We start from the raw sequence: 15,176 nt of genomic DNA, 5'->3' as shown, positions 1-15,176 counted from the left end.
GAGCAGCCGCCCGTCCGGCGGAGGTGCCTCGTCCGTCCGGTTGAGCCATCCTCGCAGAGTGATCGTGGCGCGGTCGAGTCACCCGGGAGTCTGGTCCGCGCGACCGAGCGCGACCAGCGCGGCGCCGGTGCAGCCCACCTCGGGGTCGTCGACGTGTGCCACCTCGCGCGGCGCGAGGGTCGACTCGAACGCGCGTCGCCACCAGGGCGAGGCGGCGATCGCGCCACCCCCCAGGGTCACCGCGACCGGGTGGTCGACGGTGGACTCGATCACCTGCAGGTCGCCGAGCACCATCGTGCAGACGCCCTCCATCAGGCCGGCGAACATCTCCACCGCGGTGGTGCCGAAGCCGATGCCGCGCAGCTCACCCGAGCCGGCCGGCGCCGTACCCGGCGGGCGGTCGCCGCCCAGCCTCGGGTCCGCGCGTACCCCCGAGAAGGGCGTGATGCCGGCCAGCGTCTGCTCGAGCGACGGGCCGTCGGGCAACCGCAACTCGCGGCGGGCCCAGGCGAAGAGGTTGCCGCCCGCGGAGTAGGCGGCGCCGGTGACCACCCGGTGGTCGTCGACCCGGTAGCGCCAGAGCCGGTGCGGCAGCGGCGGCAGGACCGCGCCGCGCGGCGCCGGCTGGACCAGGCGGACCGCGGCCGAGGTGCCCACGGTGACCGCCGCCCGGCTCTCGTCGACGCAACCGGACCCGATGTTGGAGGCGGCGCCGTCGCCGATCGCCGGCGACCAGCGCGCCCCGGCCAGTTGCGGCCAGCGGCGGGCGTATTCGGCGCAGAGCCGACCCTGCCAGCCGAGCGGGGCCAACTCCGGTAGCTGGCCCGTGCCGACGCCGGCGATGTCGAGCGCCTCGGCGTCCCACTCCATCGTCGCCAGGTCGAGCATTCCGGTGCCGGAAGCCTGCGACACCGACATCGGTGCGGCACCGAGCAACTCGGTGAGGATGTATTCGACCAGCCCGGTGTAGCGGGCCGGGGCCAGCCCGGAGGCGCGCAACCAGGGCAGCTTGACGGTCCAGTAGAACCGGTGCCACCAGGCGCCGGTGCGCTGGTGGAAGGCCTCCGGGTCGAGCGGGCCGGTGGCGCCGTCGGGCGGGGCCGGCCGGGTGTCGAGCCACGTGATCACGGGGCCGAGCGGGCGGCCGGCGGCGTCGACCGGCAGCACCGAGTGCCACTGTGCCGACGCGGCGACCAGGCCGATGTCGTCGAGGTGACCGCCCTTGGCCAGCTCGTCGACGCAGGCGATCAGCGCGGCGAGGTATTCGTCGGCGTCGAGCGTGGCCGTGCCGCTGTCGTCGGCGGCGATCGACAGGTCGAAGCCACGGCGGGCCAGCGCTTCCGGCCGGGCGGTGGCCCGGTCGTCGAAGACCATCGCGCGCACCGAAGAGGTGCCCAGGTCGAGGGCGAGAACGTTCATCGCCCGCCACCGTACCCCGCACGTCGTCTTCCGAATCCGGCGCGCAGCCGGTAGCTTGCTCACCATGCACGCGCGATTGAGCATGTGGTGGCCCGCCGACCCGGCGGCCCACTCCCGCGCGTAACCATCGACGCGGCCGCCCTCGAGGCGGCCCGCTCATCCGGTTTCCGCTCGACGGCATCCGCCCAGAGCCCGAGGAAACCGCATGCAGATCGATCCTTCCGCGCCGTTCGCCCTGATCCGCCGCGACGGCGCCGACCACGTCGACGTGTACGCCGGCCCGGTCGCGACCGTCGCCACGCTGGCCGAGCTCCCGATCCCGGCCCTGGCCGTGGTCCCCTACCGGCAGATCGCCGAGCGCGGCTTCGACGCCGTCGACGACGGCGTACCCCTGGAGTTCCTGTCGATCGAGACCCACGACCGGGTGCCGCTGGCGGAGGCCGTGGCCGCCCTGCCGGACGCGCCGGTCCGCACCCGCGGGCCGCGCGGCTTCGACGTCAGCGACGACGAGTACGCGGCGACCGTCTCCCGGGTGCTCGCCGACGAGATCGGCCGGGGCGAGGGCGCCAACTTCGTCATCCACCGCGCGCACACCGCCCAGGTCGACGGCTCCCCGGTCGCGGCCGCCCTGGCCGCCTACCGCCGGCTGCTGCTCGACGAGCGCGGCGCCTACTGGACGTTCCTGGTGCACACGGGCGCCCGGACGATCGTCGGCGCCTCGCCGGAGCGGCACGTCTCGGTCGAGGACGGGCTGGTGATGATGAACCCGATCTCCGGGACGCACCGGCACGGCTCCGGCGTCGACCTGCTCGACTTCCTCGCCGACCCGAAGGAGATCGACGAGCTCTACATGGTCCTCGACGAGGAGCTGAAGATGATGGCCACCGTCGCCGAGACCGGCGGCCAGGTGGTCGGGCCCTATCTCAAGGAGATGGCGCACCTGACCCACACCGAGTACCTGCTCGCCGGCCGCTGCACCCGCGACGTGCGGGAGGTGTTGCGCGAGACGATGTTCGCGCCGACGGTGACCGGCAGCCCGATCGAGAACGCGTGCCGGGTGATCGCCCGCCACGAGCGGCGCGGCCGGCGCTACTACGCCGGGGTGCTGGCGCTGCTCGGGCACGACGACGACGGACGGCAGACGCTGGATGCCCCGATCCTGATCCGGGCGGCGGAGATCACGGCCGACGGTGCGCTGCGGGTGCCGGTCGGCGCGACCCTGGTGCGGCACTCCACCACCGCCGGCGAGGTCGCCGAGACGCACGCCAAGGCGGCCGGGATCCTCAGCGCGCTCGGCCTGGCGGCGGGCACCGGCGCCGCGCCCGCGCCGGTCAGCCGGGCCGGCGACGAGCGGGTGCTGGCCGCGCTCGCCGCCCGCAACGACCATCTGGCCCGCTTCTGGCTCGACGCCCGCCCCGCGCCGGACGCCCTGGTGGTGCCGGCGCTGGCCGGTCGCCGGGTGGTGGTGGTCGACGCCGAGGACACCTTCACCGGCATGCTCGCCCACCAACTCCGCGCGCTCGGCCTACGGGTGTCGGTGCTGCCCTGGACGGCACCGGCGTGGGGCGACGCCGACCTGGTCATCGCCGGGCCGGGACCCGGCGACCCGACCGATCCGGCCTCGCCGAAGATGGCGGCGATGCGTGCCGTGGCGACCGCGCGGCTGGTCGACGGGCGCCCGCTGCTCGGCGTCTGCCTCGGCCATCAGATCCTGTCGTCGCTGCTCGGCCTCGGCATGCACCGCCGCCGCTCGCCCTACCAGGGCGTGCAGAAGACGGTCGACCTGTTCGGCACCCCGGCGCGGGTGGGTTTCTACTCGACGTTCACGCCGACCGCGGCCACCGACGCGCTGTCCACCGCCTACGGCCCGGTCGAACTGGCCCGGTCCACCGGCGGCGCGGTGCACGCGCTGCGCGGGCCGCGCTTCGCCGGCGTGCAGTTCCACCCCGAGTCGGTGCTCAGCGAAGACGGGCTGGCCGCACTGACCGGCCTGCTGCTGCACGTGCTCGCACCGGTCGCGTCGGCATAAACCTCGGCGTCCGGGGTACGGCTGGTGGCACCGGTGGGTTGGGCGGGTCCGAGAGCCCCCGCCCGGCCCACCGGCTCGCGACGTCGAGCGGCCGGTCTGTTGTCCGGTAGGGAACCGGCGCGCCGCCGGCCGCGTCGCAGTAGGTGTGAAGCCTCGCGTGCTCGTGCTCGTTCTGGTCGGGCTGTTCTTCACCCCGCTGGCCGGCTGTGCCGACCCTGACGGCACACCAGTCGGCGCGGATCCGGGCGAGCCCGACCCGGGCTTCGCGCCCGAGAGCTATCCGGGCCGGTTCCGGGCGTCGGGGCTGGTGCTGGAAGACGCCTCGCACGGGCCGCAGCTCTGCCGCAACGTCGCGCTGTCCCATCCGCCGCGGTGCGGTGGTCCCGACATCGTCGGGTGGTCGTGGGACGGGCTCGAGCATTCCGAGGTGGGCAGCGCCCGGTGGGGCTCGTTCGAGCTCGTGGGCACGTATGACGGGAAGCGGTTCACGCTGACCGAGCCGCCGGGCCCACCGCGGCAGGCGGGCCCGGAGCCGGCCGGCGACTTCTCCAGCGCGTGCCCGCCGCCAGCCGACGGGTGGCGGGTCGTCGACGGTGCCAGGGCCACCGACGACGCCTTGCAGCAGGCGATCGCGCTGGCCTCGTCGTCGCCGGTGTCGGCCGGCCTGTGGATCGACCAGAACGGCGGCGAGAACGATCCGCGGCGGCTGGTGTTGAACGCGCTCTTCACCGACGACCTTCCGGGTAACGAGGCCCGGCTGCGCGCGGTCTGGGGTGGCGCGCTGTGCGTGGCGCCGGCCGCCCGCACGACCGCCGAGCTGACCCGGGTGCAGACCGAGTTGGCGGCGTTGCCCGGCGTCCTGAGCACCGGCATCGACACGCTGGCCAACCGGGTGACCGTCGAGGTCTACGTCGCCACCGACGCGCGACGGCAGGAACTGGCCGCCCGCTACGGCCCCGACACCGTCGTGCTCACCGGGTTCCTGTCGCCGGCGTAGCGCCGATCGCGGCGCTGATCCGCGCCCAGGTGCCGTCGTCGACCCAGCGGCGGTGCCGTTTCCAGGCGGTCTGCCAGGGGCCGAACCGCGACGGCAGGTCGCGCCAGGGTATGCCTTCGCGGTCGCGGTAGACGATCGCCTCGACCACCTGGCGCTGCGGTGCCGGCGGGCGGCCGACCGCCGCCCGGGCCGGCGGCAGCAGCGGGCGGATCCGGGCCCACTGCTCCTCGGTCAGCAACAGACCCTCGTCGCCGGTCGGCCGGGCCACCACGGGCACCGGCGGCGCCGCGCCGAGGAACGCCACCGCGGCCGCCACCCCGGTTTCGGTCAGCTGCCGGACGTCGGTGCCCTCCTCCACGGCGGTCGCCGTCAGCTCGCGCAGGCCGCCGAGGATGACCAGGGCCAGTTCGCGGGTCAGCGGCGCCCGACCGGCGCGGCGGAACGGCTCGTTGGCGCTCAGCCGCCGCACCAGGTCGGCCAGCGCGTTCATCGACTCGCGGCGGACCTGACCGGCGATCGGGCCGAGCGACGGGAACTCGCGGATCCAGCACAGCGACAGTTCCGGGCTCGCCGCGACGTGCCCGATGTAGGCAGTCACCGCCTGCCGGGTCTGCACCGGCCACGGCGCCGCCGGGTCGACGGCGTTGCTGATCCGGCGCATCAGCGAGCCGTTCGCCGCCTCCATCAGCGCCAGCAGGCACTCGTCCTTGGTCGCGAACACCTGGTAGAACGTGGTGCGCGAGGCCCGGGCGTGCCGCACGATGTCGGCGACCGTGGTGCCGCCGTAGCCGCGCTCCTCGATCGCCCGGTGCAGGCCCTTCAACAGCCGTTCCCGCACCGGGTCGGGCCGGGCGGTCACCGGCTCCGCCGGAGCCGGGCGATGATGTCGAAATAGTGCGTCGGCGCCAGCCGGGCGAGGCCGTCGACCAGATAGGCGTCGGGGCCGACCAGGATCCGCGCCTTGCCCCGGTCGACTCCCTTGTGGATGATCGCGGCGGCGCGCTCGGGCGTGGTGCGGGCGATCGCGTCGAACTCGGCGGCGATCTGCTCGTGGGTTCGCCCGCGACCCTCGGGGTCGCCGCGGAACCGGGCGTTGCGCGCGATGTTGGTCTTCACCCCGCCCGGGTGTACGGTCACCGCCCGCACCCCGGTACCGCGCAGTTCCTGCCGGAGGGCCTCGGTGAAGCCGCGGACGGCGAACTTGGCGGCGCAGTAGGCGCTCTGGTTGGGCACGCCGATCAGGCCGTACACGCTGGAGGTGTTGACCATCGCCCCGCTGTCCTGGCCGACCAGGATCGGCAGGAACGCGCGCACGCCGTTGACCACGCCCTGGAAGTTGATCGAGTGCAGCCAGTCGTCGTCCTCGGCGACCGCGCCGAGCACCGACGAGCCGATCGCGACGCCCGCGTTGTTGAACACCGCGCCGATCCGGCCCGGCGCCCACGACCGCACCTCGCCCGCGAACGCGCTGACCGCGGCCGCATCGCGCACGTCGAGGACCCGGCGCAGCACCGGCCCGGGCAGCGACTCCTTGAGCCCGCGCTCGTCGATGTCGGCGATGGCGACCGGACAACCGGCGGCGGACAGACGCTGCGCCAGCGCGCGGCCGATCCCGGACGCGGCGCCGGTGATCACAGCCGTGCGGCCGGCCAGCGGCTCAGGCCGGGGCATGGGTGCTGTCCTGTGCGTGCTCGTCGATCAGGTCGACCAGTCGCGGCCACACGCCGGCCGGGCAGTCGTGGCCGAGGCCCGGGATGACGACCAACCGGGAACCGGCGATCGCCTCATGGGTCACCTGCCCGCCGCTCGGGTGCACCATCCGGTCGCGGTCGCCGTGCACGACCAGCGTCGGCGCGGTGATCCGGCGCACTTCCTCGGTGCGGTCGCCGGACGCGAAGATGGCGGTCAGCTGCCGGCCCAGCCCGGCGGCCGACCGGTCCCGGTCCCAGGCCGCACCAGCCCGGGCCCGCAGGCTGTCCTCGTCGAACGGGAAGCCGTGCGAGCCGATGTGCCGGAACATCTTCACGGCCCGGGTCACGGCCTCCTCCCGGGTCCGCGGCGGCCGGCCACCCATCAGCATCCAGGTCGACAGGGCCGGGCGGCCGACCTTACGGGCGCCGGTGGTCGACATGATCGACGTCAGCGTGCGGACCCGCTGCGGGAACCGGGCGGCCACCGTCTGCGCGATCATCCCGCCCATCGACACGCCCGCGATGTGCACCCGCTCCAGGCCCAGCACGTCGAGCAGGCCGACCGTGTCCTGGGCCAGGTCGCCCAGGTTGTAGGACTCGGCCGGGATCCTGTTGCGCAGGATCGCCATCAGCGGCGGTGGCCGGTAGTCGGCGTGGGTCGAACGCCCCGCGTCCCGGTTGTCGAAGGTGATCACCCGGAAGCCGCGCTCGGCCAGCAGGTCGACGAAACCGTCCGGCCAGGCGATCATCTGCTGACCGAGCCCCATCACCAGCAGCAGCGGCCGGCCGGCCGGGTCACCGGCCTCGGCATAGCACAGCTCGATGCCCCGGCCGACGTCGGCGAAACGCTCCTCGCTCACGCGGACACTCCCCTCTCGTCGTTGTCGCGGCGGTCCAGGACCACTCGTCCGCCCTTGTGCGGTGCGTAGGCGACGCCACGGGAGTGCCACTTCTCGGGTGGCGCGTCGGTCGGGCGGAGGTCGAACTCGCGCAGCAGGGTGCGCAGCACCACGGTCATCTCCAGGTTGGCGAAGGCGGCACCGACACAACGCCGGGTGCCGCCACCGAAGGGAATCCAGGCGTACGTGGCCGGCTTGACGCCGACGAACCGGTCCGGATCGAACGTGCTCGCGTGCTCGAACACGGTGTCGTCGGTGTGCGCCAGGTCGATCCCGGCCAGCACCGTCCACCCCTTCGGCACGGGCCAGTCGCCGATGATCAAGCCGTCACCGCGTACCTTGCGCGCGGTGTTGATCACCACTGGGCGGGTCCGCTGGATTTCGAGGATGGTGGCCTGGAGCAGGTCCTCGTCGCCTTCGGCCAGCCGCTTCAACAGTGCCGGATGCCGACTCAGCCGCTCGACCGCCCAGGCCAGCGTGGTCGCGGTCGTCTCGTGCCCGGCGGCCAGCAAGGTCAGCAGTTCGTCCTTGACGTGCTTGTCGGACATCGGGGTGCCGTCTTCGTAGCGGCTCTGCAGGAGCATCGAGAGGATGTCGTCCCGCTCACCCGCCTTCTCGTCGGCCCGGGCCCGGTCGATGAGCGTCTGGACGGTGCGGTCGTAGCGGTCGCGGTATTCGCGGAACTTCCGCCACGGGTTCCACGGGCCGATCCCCCGGTCGCTGACGGGCAGCACGGTCAGCCGCGAGCCGTAGGTCACGAACACCGGGAGCATCTCGCGCAGGGCCTGGAACTGCGCGCCCTCGGCGCCGAACACCGCGCGCAGGATCACGTTGAGGGTGATCCGCATGAACGGGGTGAGGGTTTCGAACTCCTTGCCCAGCGGCCAGGTGCTCGCCTCCTTGCGAAACTCTTCTTCGATCAGACCGGCGTACGCCTGCATGCGGCGCCCGTGGAACGGCGGCACCAACACCTTGCGGCGCAGCCGATGCTCCTCGCCGTCGAGCCCGAAGATCGAGCCGGAGCCGAGCATCCGGCCAAGATTGGGCTGCGGCGTCCCGGCGATCTCGGGGCTGGCGCTGAAGAGCTGCTTGAGCATGACCGGGTCGCTGATCACCAGCGTCTTACCGAACGGCGGCACGTCGAGCACGAAGGCCGAACCGTGGCGGTCGCGCAGCGACATCAGAAAACGGCGCCGGACCAACACCATGCCGAGGGTCTGCGCCGCTCTCGGAAGGCGTACGACGGGAGGGCCCATGTGGCCTCCTTAGGGGAGTACCGTCCAGTACCCGACCCCCGCACGGTAGCCCCGGCGCGATTGAGGGCACAAGGCTTCGTCTATGTCTCCAATGTCTTCGGGTTTGGAGACAGCTTGGCGTGGACTAAGGTCGATGAGGTGACGGACAGCAAGGTCGACTTCGATCAGCTCGCGCATCTCGGCAGTGAGGTACGCCGCGCACAGAGTTCGCTCGACGCGGGCGTGCAGGGATTCTCGGGCGCGCCGTCGGCCGGGTCGCCGTTGCTGCCGGGCGGCGCAGGGGCGTTCGGCAACACGGGCGCGGGCGCGACCTGCACCAACGCTCAGCGCCAGGCGCAGAGTGCGATGGGAGCCGTGTTGCAGGGCATGGCGAAAACGATCGACGCCGACGCCGAGCGGCTGGAGATGGCCCTGGCGTTGTATCGCAAGACCGAGGCCGACGCGGCTGACGAGATGTTGAAGAAACACAACCAGCTGGATGTCTTCAGCGCTCAACTGAGCAACGCCGGGCCACACGCGGCGGAACAGACCGCGGAGATCGACCGACTCCGTGGCCTCGCCGGCGACCAGACCGCCGGCAACACCGTCGTGGCCGGCGACTTCAACTCGGTGTCGTCGGGCACGAGTTCGTCGGCCCAGGCCATCCGGGAGTTCGGCGACCAGGGCTTCGACGTCAACGCCGGCGACATCCACGACGGCAAGGGCGGAACCTCCTACAGCCATCACCCGATCGACTTCGTGATGCCCCGCGGCGTGGGCGCTTCGTCAGCTCAGCGCTGGGATCGGGATCCGTCCGACCACGACGGACAGGTCGTCGACGTGACCTTGTCGGACTGGTAGGGGCTAATCGAGCTTGACCCGCACCTTGGTGGTCGAGCGCCCCTCGTCGCCGGGGCCGAGATCCGACACCGAGTCGAAGTCACTCGAGACGCCGTTGCCGGTGCGCACGACGACGGCGTTGCCGAAGTCGCTGGAACCGCCGACCACGGGAACACCGCCGTTGCTCCACTGGTATTTGTCGGACGCCTCCCCGAAGTGGACCTCATAGTGCTCGCCGGGAGCGGCTCGCTCGTTCAACTCGCGTTCGAGCTCTTCGGCACCGCCACGGAAGACCTCCTGCAGCGTCGCGACGTCCACATCGCCGTCGATCATGCGCTGGGCAAGGTCACCGAAGTCACCGGGATCCGTGCCCGGCCCACGGTGTAGCCAGTTGTTTCCGCCGCCACCCTGCTGGATGTTGTAGTTCAGCATCCGCAACGTTCGGGCGGAATAGGTGGTCTTCCAGCCGTTGAGCTCGGTAAGCGCGGAGTTGAACACCAGCGCGTCGGCCAGCAGCCGCTCATTGACCCGGTCGCGGATCTCGTTGGCGGCCTGGATCGCCCGATTGACCTGCCGGGTCTCGTCCTCGTCGGCCGGGTAGAACATGAGCTGCCCGCCGGCATTGTCCGAGCGGATCCCCGCGAGTTTCTGCCGCTCGGCGGTCAGCAACGCCTGGTTGTGCCGGAGCACCTCGGCGCTCCCGCCGATGGCCCGGGCGACTTTGCCGGCGAGCTCGGCACAGTCGTCGAGGTCTTTCACCAACGTGCGCCGATGCTGGTCGTAACGGTCCGCTGTCTCCCCGGCCCACGAGTCGCCACCGATGACCCGGTTGGCAGCGGCGTTGATCGTGTCCGCGGCCCACGAGAGTTGCTTCACCTGCGCCTTCCAGGCAGCTTCCAGACGGTCCAGGCTGTCCGGGTCGGCCGCCAGGTCCCAGAGATCGGGAACATCAGCCATGACCGATACCCTAGCGCCTTGATGCCCGAACGTTGCGCCCTGCCCAACCGGCCAGCTCCTCAGGCCTGGCCGCGGACGATGGCCCGCGGGTCCGGCGCCGCTAAAGCGGACTGATCGACTTCGACAACCCGCCACCCCACACATACGCACCACCTGAACCTGCGTTCAAGTGGTGCGTATATGGGTGCAGCGCAAGGGGCTAGGCGGTCACGCCGGACGACCTGCCCTCGTGGAGAGTGATGTTGCGGCCCGTTGACGGGTCGAAGAGGTGGATTTTGTCGAGGTTGATCCAGACGCGGGCGGTGTCGCCTTCCTTGACGCGCGACTCGGCCGAGAAGCGGCACACCAGGTTGGAGCCGCTCGCCGGTAGGTCGCTGCTGCCCACGTCGGCCGCCAACTCCTCCAGCTCCGCCGCGCTCGCCTTCTCGCCCTCGACGGTGAAATAGACGTACTTGTCGGAGCCCATCGACTCGACGAGATCAGCGGGCGCCTCGAACTCGACGCCGCGCTGGCGGATCGAGTCTTCGATCAGGGACGCGTCTTCGAAGTGCTCGGGGCGGATGCCGACGATCAGGTCGCCGGAGTGATCGCCGAGTGAGTCGCGGATTCGCGAGCCCAGCGGGAAATCACCAAGGGCCGTCCGCAGCTTTCCGTCAGCGACGGACGCGACCAGGAAGTTCATCGAGGGCGAGCCGATGAACCCGGCCACGAACAGGTTGTTGGGGTGGTCGTAGAGGTGCTGCGGCTCGCCCACCTGTTGGATCGCGCCGGCCCGCATGATCACGACCCGGTCGCCGAGGGTCATCGCCTCGGTCTGGTCGTGGGTCACGTAGACCGTGGTCGTGCCCAGCTTCTTCTGCAGGCGGGAAACTACTGTGCGCATCTGCACCCGCAGTTTGGCGTCCAGGTTGGACAGCGGCTCGTCCATCAGGAAGGCCTTGGGCGACCGGACGATCGCCCGGCCCATCGCCACCCGCTGGCGTTGGCCACCCGAGAGGTTGGCCGGCTTGCGGTCCAGCAGCGCGGTCAGCTCCAGCACCTTCGCCGCCTCGTCGACCTTGCGGTCGATCTCCTCCTTGGACAGCTTGGCCAGCTTCAGCGGGAACGCCATGTTCTCGCGGACGGTCATGTTGGGATACAGGGCGTACGACTGGAAGACCATCGCGATGTCGCGGTCGCGCGGTGCCTTGTCGTTGACCACGTTGCCGTCGATGCGCAACTCGCCGGACGTGATGTCTTCCAGACCGGCGATCATGTTCAAGGTTGTCGACTTGCCGCAACCCGAGGGGCCGACCAGGATCACGAACTCCCCGTCGGCGATTTCCAGGTTGAACTCCTGGACCGCGAGCGTGCCGTCGGGGAACGCCTTGGTCACCTTGTCCAGAACGATGTCAGCCACGATGAAAGCCCCTAACCCTTCACGGCGCCCGAGGTGAGGCCGGAGACGATGCGGCGCTGGAAGAACAGCACGAACAGGATGATCGGGATGGTGATGACCGCGGCCGCCGCGCAGATGGCGCCGGTCGGGTCCTCGAACTGGGAGGCGCCCTGGAAGAACGACAAGGCCGCCGGGACCGTGCGGGAACGCTCGGTCGAGGTCAGCGAGATCGCGAACAGGAAGTCGTTCCAGCAGAAGATGAAGACCAGGATCGCCGTGGTGAAGATGCCCGGCATGGCCAGCGGGGCGATCACCCGGCGGAACGCCTCACCCTGCGTGGCGCCGTCCATCTTGGCCGCCTTCTCCAGGTCCCACGGGATCTGCCGGAAGAACGCCGAGAGCGTATAGATCGCCAGCGGCAACCCGAACGTGATGTAGGGCAGGATCAGGCCGGGCCAGGTGTCGAACAGGCCGATGCTCCGCTCGATCTCGAACAGCGGCGAGACCAGCGACACCTGGGGGAACATGGCGATCAGCAGCGAGATGCCGATCAAGAGCCCCTTACCCGGGAAATCCAGCCGGGCGATCGCGTACGCGGCCATCGTGCCCAGCACCACGGCCACGATCGTGGAGATCAGCCCGATGCCGATCGAGTTGATCAAGGCGCGGACGAACTGGTCGGTGTTGAAGATGTTCCGGTAGTTCTCCAGCGTCCATTCCCGCGGTATGAAATTGCCGTCGGTGATCGTGGCCGGCGTCTTGAACGACAGCGACGCGATCCAGAGCACCGGAATCAGCGCGAAGACGATCACGATCACGTCGAGAACGCCCCAGCGCCAGTTCTTGAGGCGGCTCTGCGCACCAGCCGACTGGTCGATGACAGCCATCAGCGCCTCCCTTCGTCGCTGCTGCCGGGTGCGGCGGTGCCGAAGAGCTTCACGAAGACGAACGCGATGATGGCGACCGCGATGAAGATCAGCACCGACATGGTCGACCCGATGCCCAGGTTGAGCCCGCGGATCAGGTTGTTGTAGGCCAGCATCGACACCGACGAGGTGTTGTTGGCGCCGGCGGTCAACACATAGATGTTGTCGAACACCCGGAAGGCGTCGAGGGTACGGAACAGCAGCGCGACCAGGATCGCCGGCTTCATCACCGGCAGCATCACCTTGGTGAACCGCTGCCAGCCGGAGGCGCCGTCCATCGACGCGGCCTTGAGCAGGTCGTCGGGCACCAGGGCCAGGCCGGCCATCAGCAGCAGCGCCATGAACGGCGTGGTCTTCCAGATCTCGGCCAGCATGATGATCGCCAGCGAACTGGCCCGCTCGGTCAGCGGCGCGCCGTCGGTGAACAGCTTCGCGAGATAGCCGGTGTCGGGCGTCCACGCGTATTTCCACGAGAACGCGGCGACCACCGTGACGATGCCATAGGGGATCAGCGCCGCGGTGCGGACGAGCCCGCGGGCGACCAGCGTGCGGAACATGATCCAGGCCAGCGCCATGCCGAGCACGAGTTCGACCGCGACGGTGACCACAGTGATCAGCGCGGTGACGCCGAACGCGGTCCACCAGTACTGGTTGCTCAGCACGGTGATGTAGTTGCCCAGCCCGATGAACTCGCGCTGGTCGGGAAACTTGAGGTCGAAGCGCTGGAAGGAGAGCCAGACCGAATAGAGGATGGGGTACGCGGTGACCGCGAGCATCACGATCGCCGCCGGCGCGCAGAGCAGCCAGCCGAGCTTCCGCTCCGCCTTCTTGCCCTCGCTGAGCCGGGCCCTGGCCTTCCTCTCCGGGCGTACCCGATGGGTGGTGGGTTTCTCGGCGGTCTCGGCCGTCATGGCAGCACACCCTTCGACTCGAGCGCGTCCTGGATCGAGCCGCGCAGGTCCTTGGCGTCCTGGTCCGGCCGGATGTCGGCGGGCGGCGACAGCGTCGCCGAGAGCACCGTGGACACGTTCTGGTAGGCCGGGGTGATCGGCCGGTTGGCGCCGTCCTTGACCTGGGCCAGGATGTCGGCCTTGAACGGATAGGCCTTGTCCATCTGCGGGTCGGAGTAGACCGACTCGATGGTCGGCGGCACGCCGTCGTTGATCGCGGAGAAGAGTTGGTGCTCCGGCGAGCGCAGGCACAGCGCCGCGGCGAACGACTCGTCGGGGTGCTTCGTGTATTTCGAAACGGCCAGGTTGTAGCCGCCGACGGTCACCTTGCTCGGCGTGTTGGCGTCGATGCCCGGGTAGCGCGCCCACTTGACCTTGTCTTTCAGGTCGGGCGCGCCCTCCTGCAGCGCCGGCCAGACGAACGGGTAGTTGAGCTGGAACGCGCCGCTGCCACCCTGGAACTGCAGCCGGGCGGCGTCTTCCTGGGTGTTGGTGAACGAGGGGTTGGTGACGCCGGCCGAAGCGAACTTCTGCAGCGTGCCCAGCGCCTTGACGGCACCGTCGTCGAACTCGACCTTGTTGCCGTCGTCGCTGAGGATCTTGCCCCCGTCGCTGGCGACCATGTTGTTGTAGAGCACCACCAGGCCCTCGTACTGTGCGCCCATGGTGTCGATCTCGTAGGGCTTGCCCTGGCTCTTGAGGTCCTGCGACATCTGGATCATCTCGTCCCACGTCTTGGGTGGGTTGGGCACCAGGTCGCTGCGATACCAGAGGAGCTGCGTGTTGGTGTTCTTCGGCGCGGCGTAGAGCTTGCCCTCGTAGGACGCCGACTCGAGCGGCTGCTGAAGGGTGCCCTTGGACGCCTCGTCCCGCTGCGCCCCGGTCCACTCCCTGATCCACTTGGCACTGGCGAACTCGGCCGTCCAGGTCACGTCGAGCCCGAGCACGTCCATGCCGTCGTCCTCGGCGGCGAGCCGGCGCACCATCTGCACCCGTTGCTCGTCGGCGCCGCGCGGCAGCACCTGGTAGGCGATCCGGTATTTCCCCTGCGCCTGCTGGTTGCAGTCGTCGACGACCTTCTGGAAGTTCTCCTCCGGCGCGTAATAGACGTTGATCACCGGTACGCCGCCGTCGTCGGCCCCGCCGCACGCGGCGACCCCCGGCGCCAGGAGCGTGAACGCCGCGAGCGCGGCCACCCCTCGCCGTCGCCGCCGTCCCGGTCCTCGAGATCGTTCCGCCATATCCGACCTCCGTTCCCGCGTCATCGCGGTCTGGCGCCCTGCTTGTCGCTGGCACCGATCTCGGTCCATGCCCACCGTGCGGGAAAAACAAACGTGGACCTCACGTACACCTCGTGGACGCGAGCGCGACACGGTACCGTCGCCTTACGTAGCGTCGCCCCCGCCCGACCCGCGGAGGTAGTGCCGTGCAGGACATCACCCAGGCGCTGAGCGTCACCTTCGAGGTGCGCGGCCACCCGCCGCAGAAGACCGAAACCCTGTCGATCCTGTCCGCCGGCCACCGCCAGGCCGAACGGGTACGCACCCTGCTGCTCGCCGCGCTGGCGGCCGCGCAGCAGAGCGGCTGGACCCCGCTGCGCGCGGCGGTCGCCCTCGACCTCGTCGTCCGCGGCCCGGCCCAACACGTCGGCTCCGCGCCCCGCTTCCTGGCCGGCGTCGCCGACGTGCTCAGCGACAAGCGCGGCCGGCTCACCGGCACCCATCTCGGTGTGCTGGCCGACGTCACGCTGTTCGCCGACGAGCGCCAGATCCGGTCGATGACCTATCGCGAGGAGATCGGCGACGAGCCGTCCTACCAGGTCCGCGTCACATCACTGGGCGTGTAGCCGCGGGCG

At 70.5% G+C, this 15,176-nt stretch carries 14 protein-coding genes; 4 read left to right on the top strand and 10 right to left on the bottom strand.

Translation table 11 applies throughout. The features are described from left to right. Positions 1 to 78: 78 nt before the first annotated feature. Positions 79 to 1,419: an FGGY family carbohydrate kinase gene (locus AB0J74_RS01800; RefSeq protein ID WP_363443211.1), complete on the bottom strand. Its 1,341-nt coding sequence runs from the start codon at positions 1,417 to 1,419 to the stop codon at positions 79 to 81. Between the two features lie 205 nt (positions 1,420 to 1,624). On the opposite strand from AB0J74_RS01800, the gene AB0J74_RS01795 reads away from it, so the two are divergent. Both AB0J74_RS01795 and AB0J74_RS01790 read left to right on the top strand, forming a co-directional pair. Next, positions 1,625 to 3,448 carry an anthranilate synthase family protein gene (locus AB0J74_RS01795; protein WP_363443209.1) on the top strand — a complete coding sequence of 608 codons (1,824 nt, stop codon included), beginning with the start codon at positions 1,625 to 1,627 and terminating at the stop codon, positions 3,446 to 3,448. A gap of 157 nt (positions 3,449 to 3,605) precedes the next feature. Then, on the top strand, positions 3,606 to 4,445 hold the full coding sequence (locus AB0J74_RS01790) for a hypothetical protein (protein WP_363443207.1): 840 nt from the start codon (positions 3,606 to 3,608) through the stop codon (positions 4,443 to 4,445). On the opposite strand, the gene AB0J74_RS01785 is transcribed toward AB0J74_RS01790, so the two are convergent. From AB0J74_RS01785 to AB0J74_RS01770, 4 genes are read right to left on the bottom strand one after another with little or no spacing between them, the layout of a single operon-like run. Further along, positions 4,420 to 5,304: a transposase gene (locus tag AB0J74_RS01785; protein ID WP_363443205.1), complete on the bottom strand. Its 885-nt coding sequence runs from the start codon at positions 5,302 to 5,304 to the stop codon at positions 4,420 to 4,422. The genes AB0J74_RS01790 and AB0J74_RS01785 overlap by 26 nt on opposite strands. After that, on the bottom strand, positions 5,301 to 6,116 hold the full coding sequence (locus AB0J74_RS01780) for an SDR family NAD(P)-dependent oxidoreductase (protein ID WP_363443203.1): 816 nt from the start codon (positions 6,114 to 6,116) through the stop codon (positions 5,301 to 5,303). Before AB0J74_RS01780 ends, AB0J74_RS01785 begins: the two co-directional genes overlap by 4 nt. Further along, the gene (locus tag AB0J74_RS01775) at positions 6,103 to 6,996 is read right to left on the bottom strand and encodes an alpha/beta hydrolase (protein ID WP_363443201.1); all 894 of its coding nucleotides are present in this window, start codon (positions 6,994 to 6,996) and stop codon (positions 6,103 to 6,105) included. Before AB0J74_RS01775 ends, AB0J74_RS01780 begins: the two co-directional genes overlap by 14 nt. Beyond that, positions 6,993 to 8,291: a cytochrome P450 gene (locus AB0J74_RS01770; RefSeq protein ID WP_363443199.1), complete on the bottom strand. Its 1,299-nt coding sequence runs from the start codon at positions 8,289 to 8,291 to the stop codon at positions 6,993 to 6,995. The genes AB0J74_RS01775 and AB0J74_RS01770 overlap by 4 nt, the downstream gene beginning before the upstream one ends. Here AB0J74_RS01770 and AB0J74_RS01765 point away from each other — a divergent pair, their 5' ends adjacent. Beyond that, complete coding sequence (locus AB0J74_RS01765; protein ID WP_363443197.1) at positions 8,292 to 9,131, top strand: endonuclease/exonuclease/phosphatase family protein; 840 nt, start codon at positions 8,292 to 8,294, stop codon at positions 9,129 to 9,131. 3 nt (positions 9,132 to 9,134) lie between these two features. Here the strand turns inward: AB0J74_RS01765 and AB0J74_RS01760 are convergent, their stop codons facing one another. From AB0J74_RS01760 to AB0J74_RS01740, 5 genes are all read right to left on the bottom strand, one after another. Beyond that, on the bottom strand, positions 9,135 to 10,067 hold the full coding sequence (locus tag AB0J74_RS01760) for a hypothetical protein (RefSeq protein WP_363443195.1): 933 nt from the start codon (positions 10,065 to 10,067) through the stop codon (positions 9,135 to 9,137). A 199-nt stretch (positions 10,068 to 10,266) separates the two neighbouring features. After that, positions 10,267 to 11,466: a sn-glycerol-3-phosphate ABC transporter ATP-binding protein UgpC gene (ugpC, locus tag AB0J74_RS01755; protein WP_363443193.1), complete on the bottom strand. Its 1,200-nt coding sequence runs from the start codon at positions 11,464 to 11,466 to the stop codon at positions 10,267 to 10,269. Positions 11,467 to 11,477: 11 nt separating this feature from the next. Next, positions 11,478 to 12,332 carry a carbohydrate ABC transporter permease gene (locus AB0J74_RS01750; protein WP_363443191.1) on the bottom strand — a complete coding sequence of 285 codons (855 nt, stop codon included), beginning with the start codon at positions 12,330 to 12,332 and terminating at the stop codon, positions 11,478 to 11,480. After that, positions 12,332 to 13,282, bottom strand: a complete 951-nt coding sequence (locus tag AB0J74_RS01745) for a sugar ABC transporter permease (protein WP_363443189.1) — start codon at positions 13,280 to 13,282, stop codon at positions 12,332 to 12,334. The genes AB0J74_RS01750 and AB0J74_RS01745 overlap by 1 nt, the downstream gene beginning before the upstream one ends. Beyond that, complete coding sequence (locus AB0J74_RS01740; protein WP_363443187.1) at positions 13,279 to 14,517, bottom strand: ABC transporter substrate-binding protein; 1,239 nt, start codon at positions 14,515 to 14,517, stop codon at positions 13,279 to 13,281. The genes AB0J74_RS01745 and AB0J74_RS01740 overlap by 4 nt, the downstream gene beginning before the upstream one ends. A gap of 230 nt (positions 14,518 to 14,747) precedes the next feature. Between AB0J74_RS01740 and AB0J74_RS01735 the strand changes: the two genes are divergently transcribed. Beyond that, positions 14,748 to 15,167 carry a hypothetical protein gene (locus AB0J74_RS01735; RefSeq protein WP_363443185.1) on the top strand — a complete coding sequence of 140 codons (420 nt, stop codon included), beginning with the start codon at positions 14,748 to 14,750 and terminating at the stop codon, positions 15,165 to 15,167. Positions 15,168 to 15,176: the final 9 nt, after the last annotated feature.

The sequence above is a fragment of the Asanoa sp. NPDC049573 genome (assembly GCF_040676615.1).
In the GTDB taxonomy this organism is placed as follows: domain Bacteria; phylum Actinomycetota; class Actinomycetes; order Mycobacteriales; family Micromonosporaceae; genus Asanoa.
The sequence above is the reverse complement of the archived record's forward strand: the minus strand, read 5'-3'. Positions and strand labels throughout refer to the sequence as shown.

What these genes read in the sequence shown, in the direction of transcription:
- AB0J74_RS01795 (WP_363443209.1), top strand. Translation starts at nt 1,625, where the DNA reads ATGCAGATCGATCCTTCCGCGCCGTTCGCCCTGATCCGCCGCGACGGC.
- AB0J74_RS01770 (WP_363443199.1), bottom strand. Translation starts at nt 8,291, where the DNA reads ATGGGCCCTCCCGTCGTACGCCTTCCGAGAGCGGCGCAGACCCTCGGC.
- AB0J74_RS01760 (WP_363443195.1), bottom strand. Translation starts at nt 10,067, where the DNA reads ATGGCTGATGTTCCCGATCTCTGGGACCTGGCGGCCGACCCGGACAGC.
- AB0J74_RS01780 (WP_363443203.1), bottom strand. Translation starts at nt 6,116, where the DNA reads ATGCCCCGGCCTGAGCCGCTGGCCGGCCGCACGGCTGTGATCACCGGC.
- AB0J74_RS01750 (WP_363443191.1), bottom strand. Translation starts at nt 12,332, where the DNA reads ATGGCTGTCATCGACCAGTCGGCTGGTGCGCAGAGCCGCCTCAAGAAC.
- AB0J74_RS01745 (WP_363443189.1), bottom strand. Translation starts at nt 13,282, where the DNA reads ATGACGGCCGAGACCGCCGAGAAACCCACCACCCATCGGGTACGCCCG.
- AB0J74_RS01800 (WP_363443211.1), bottom strand. Translation starts at nt 1,419, where the DNA reads ATGAACGTTCTCGCCCTCGACCTGGGCACCTCTTCGGTGCGCGCGATG.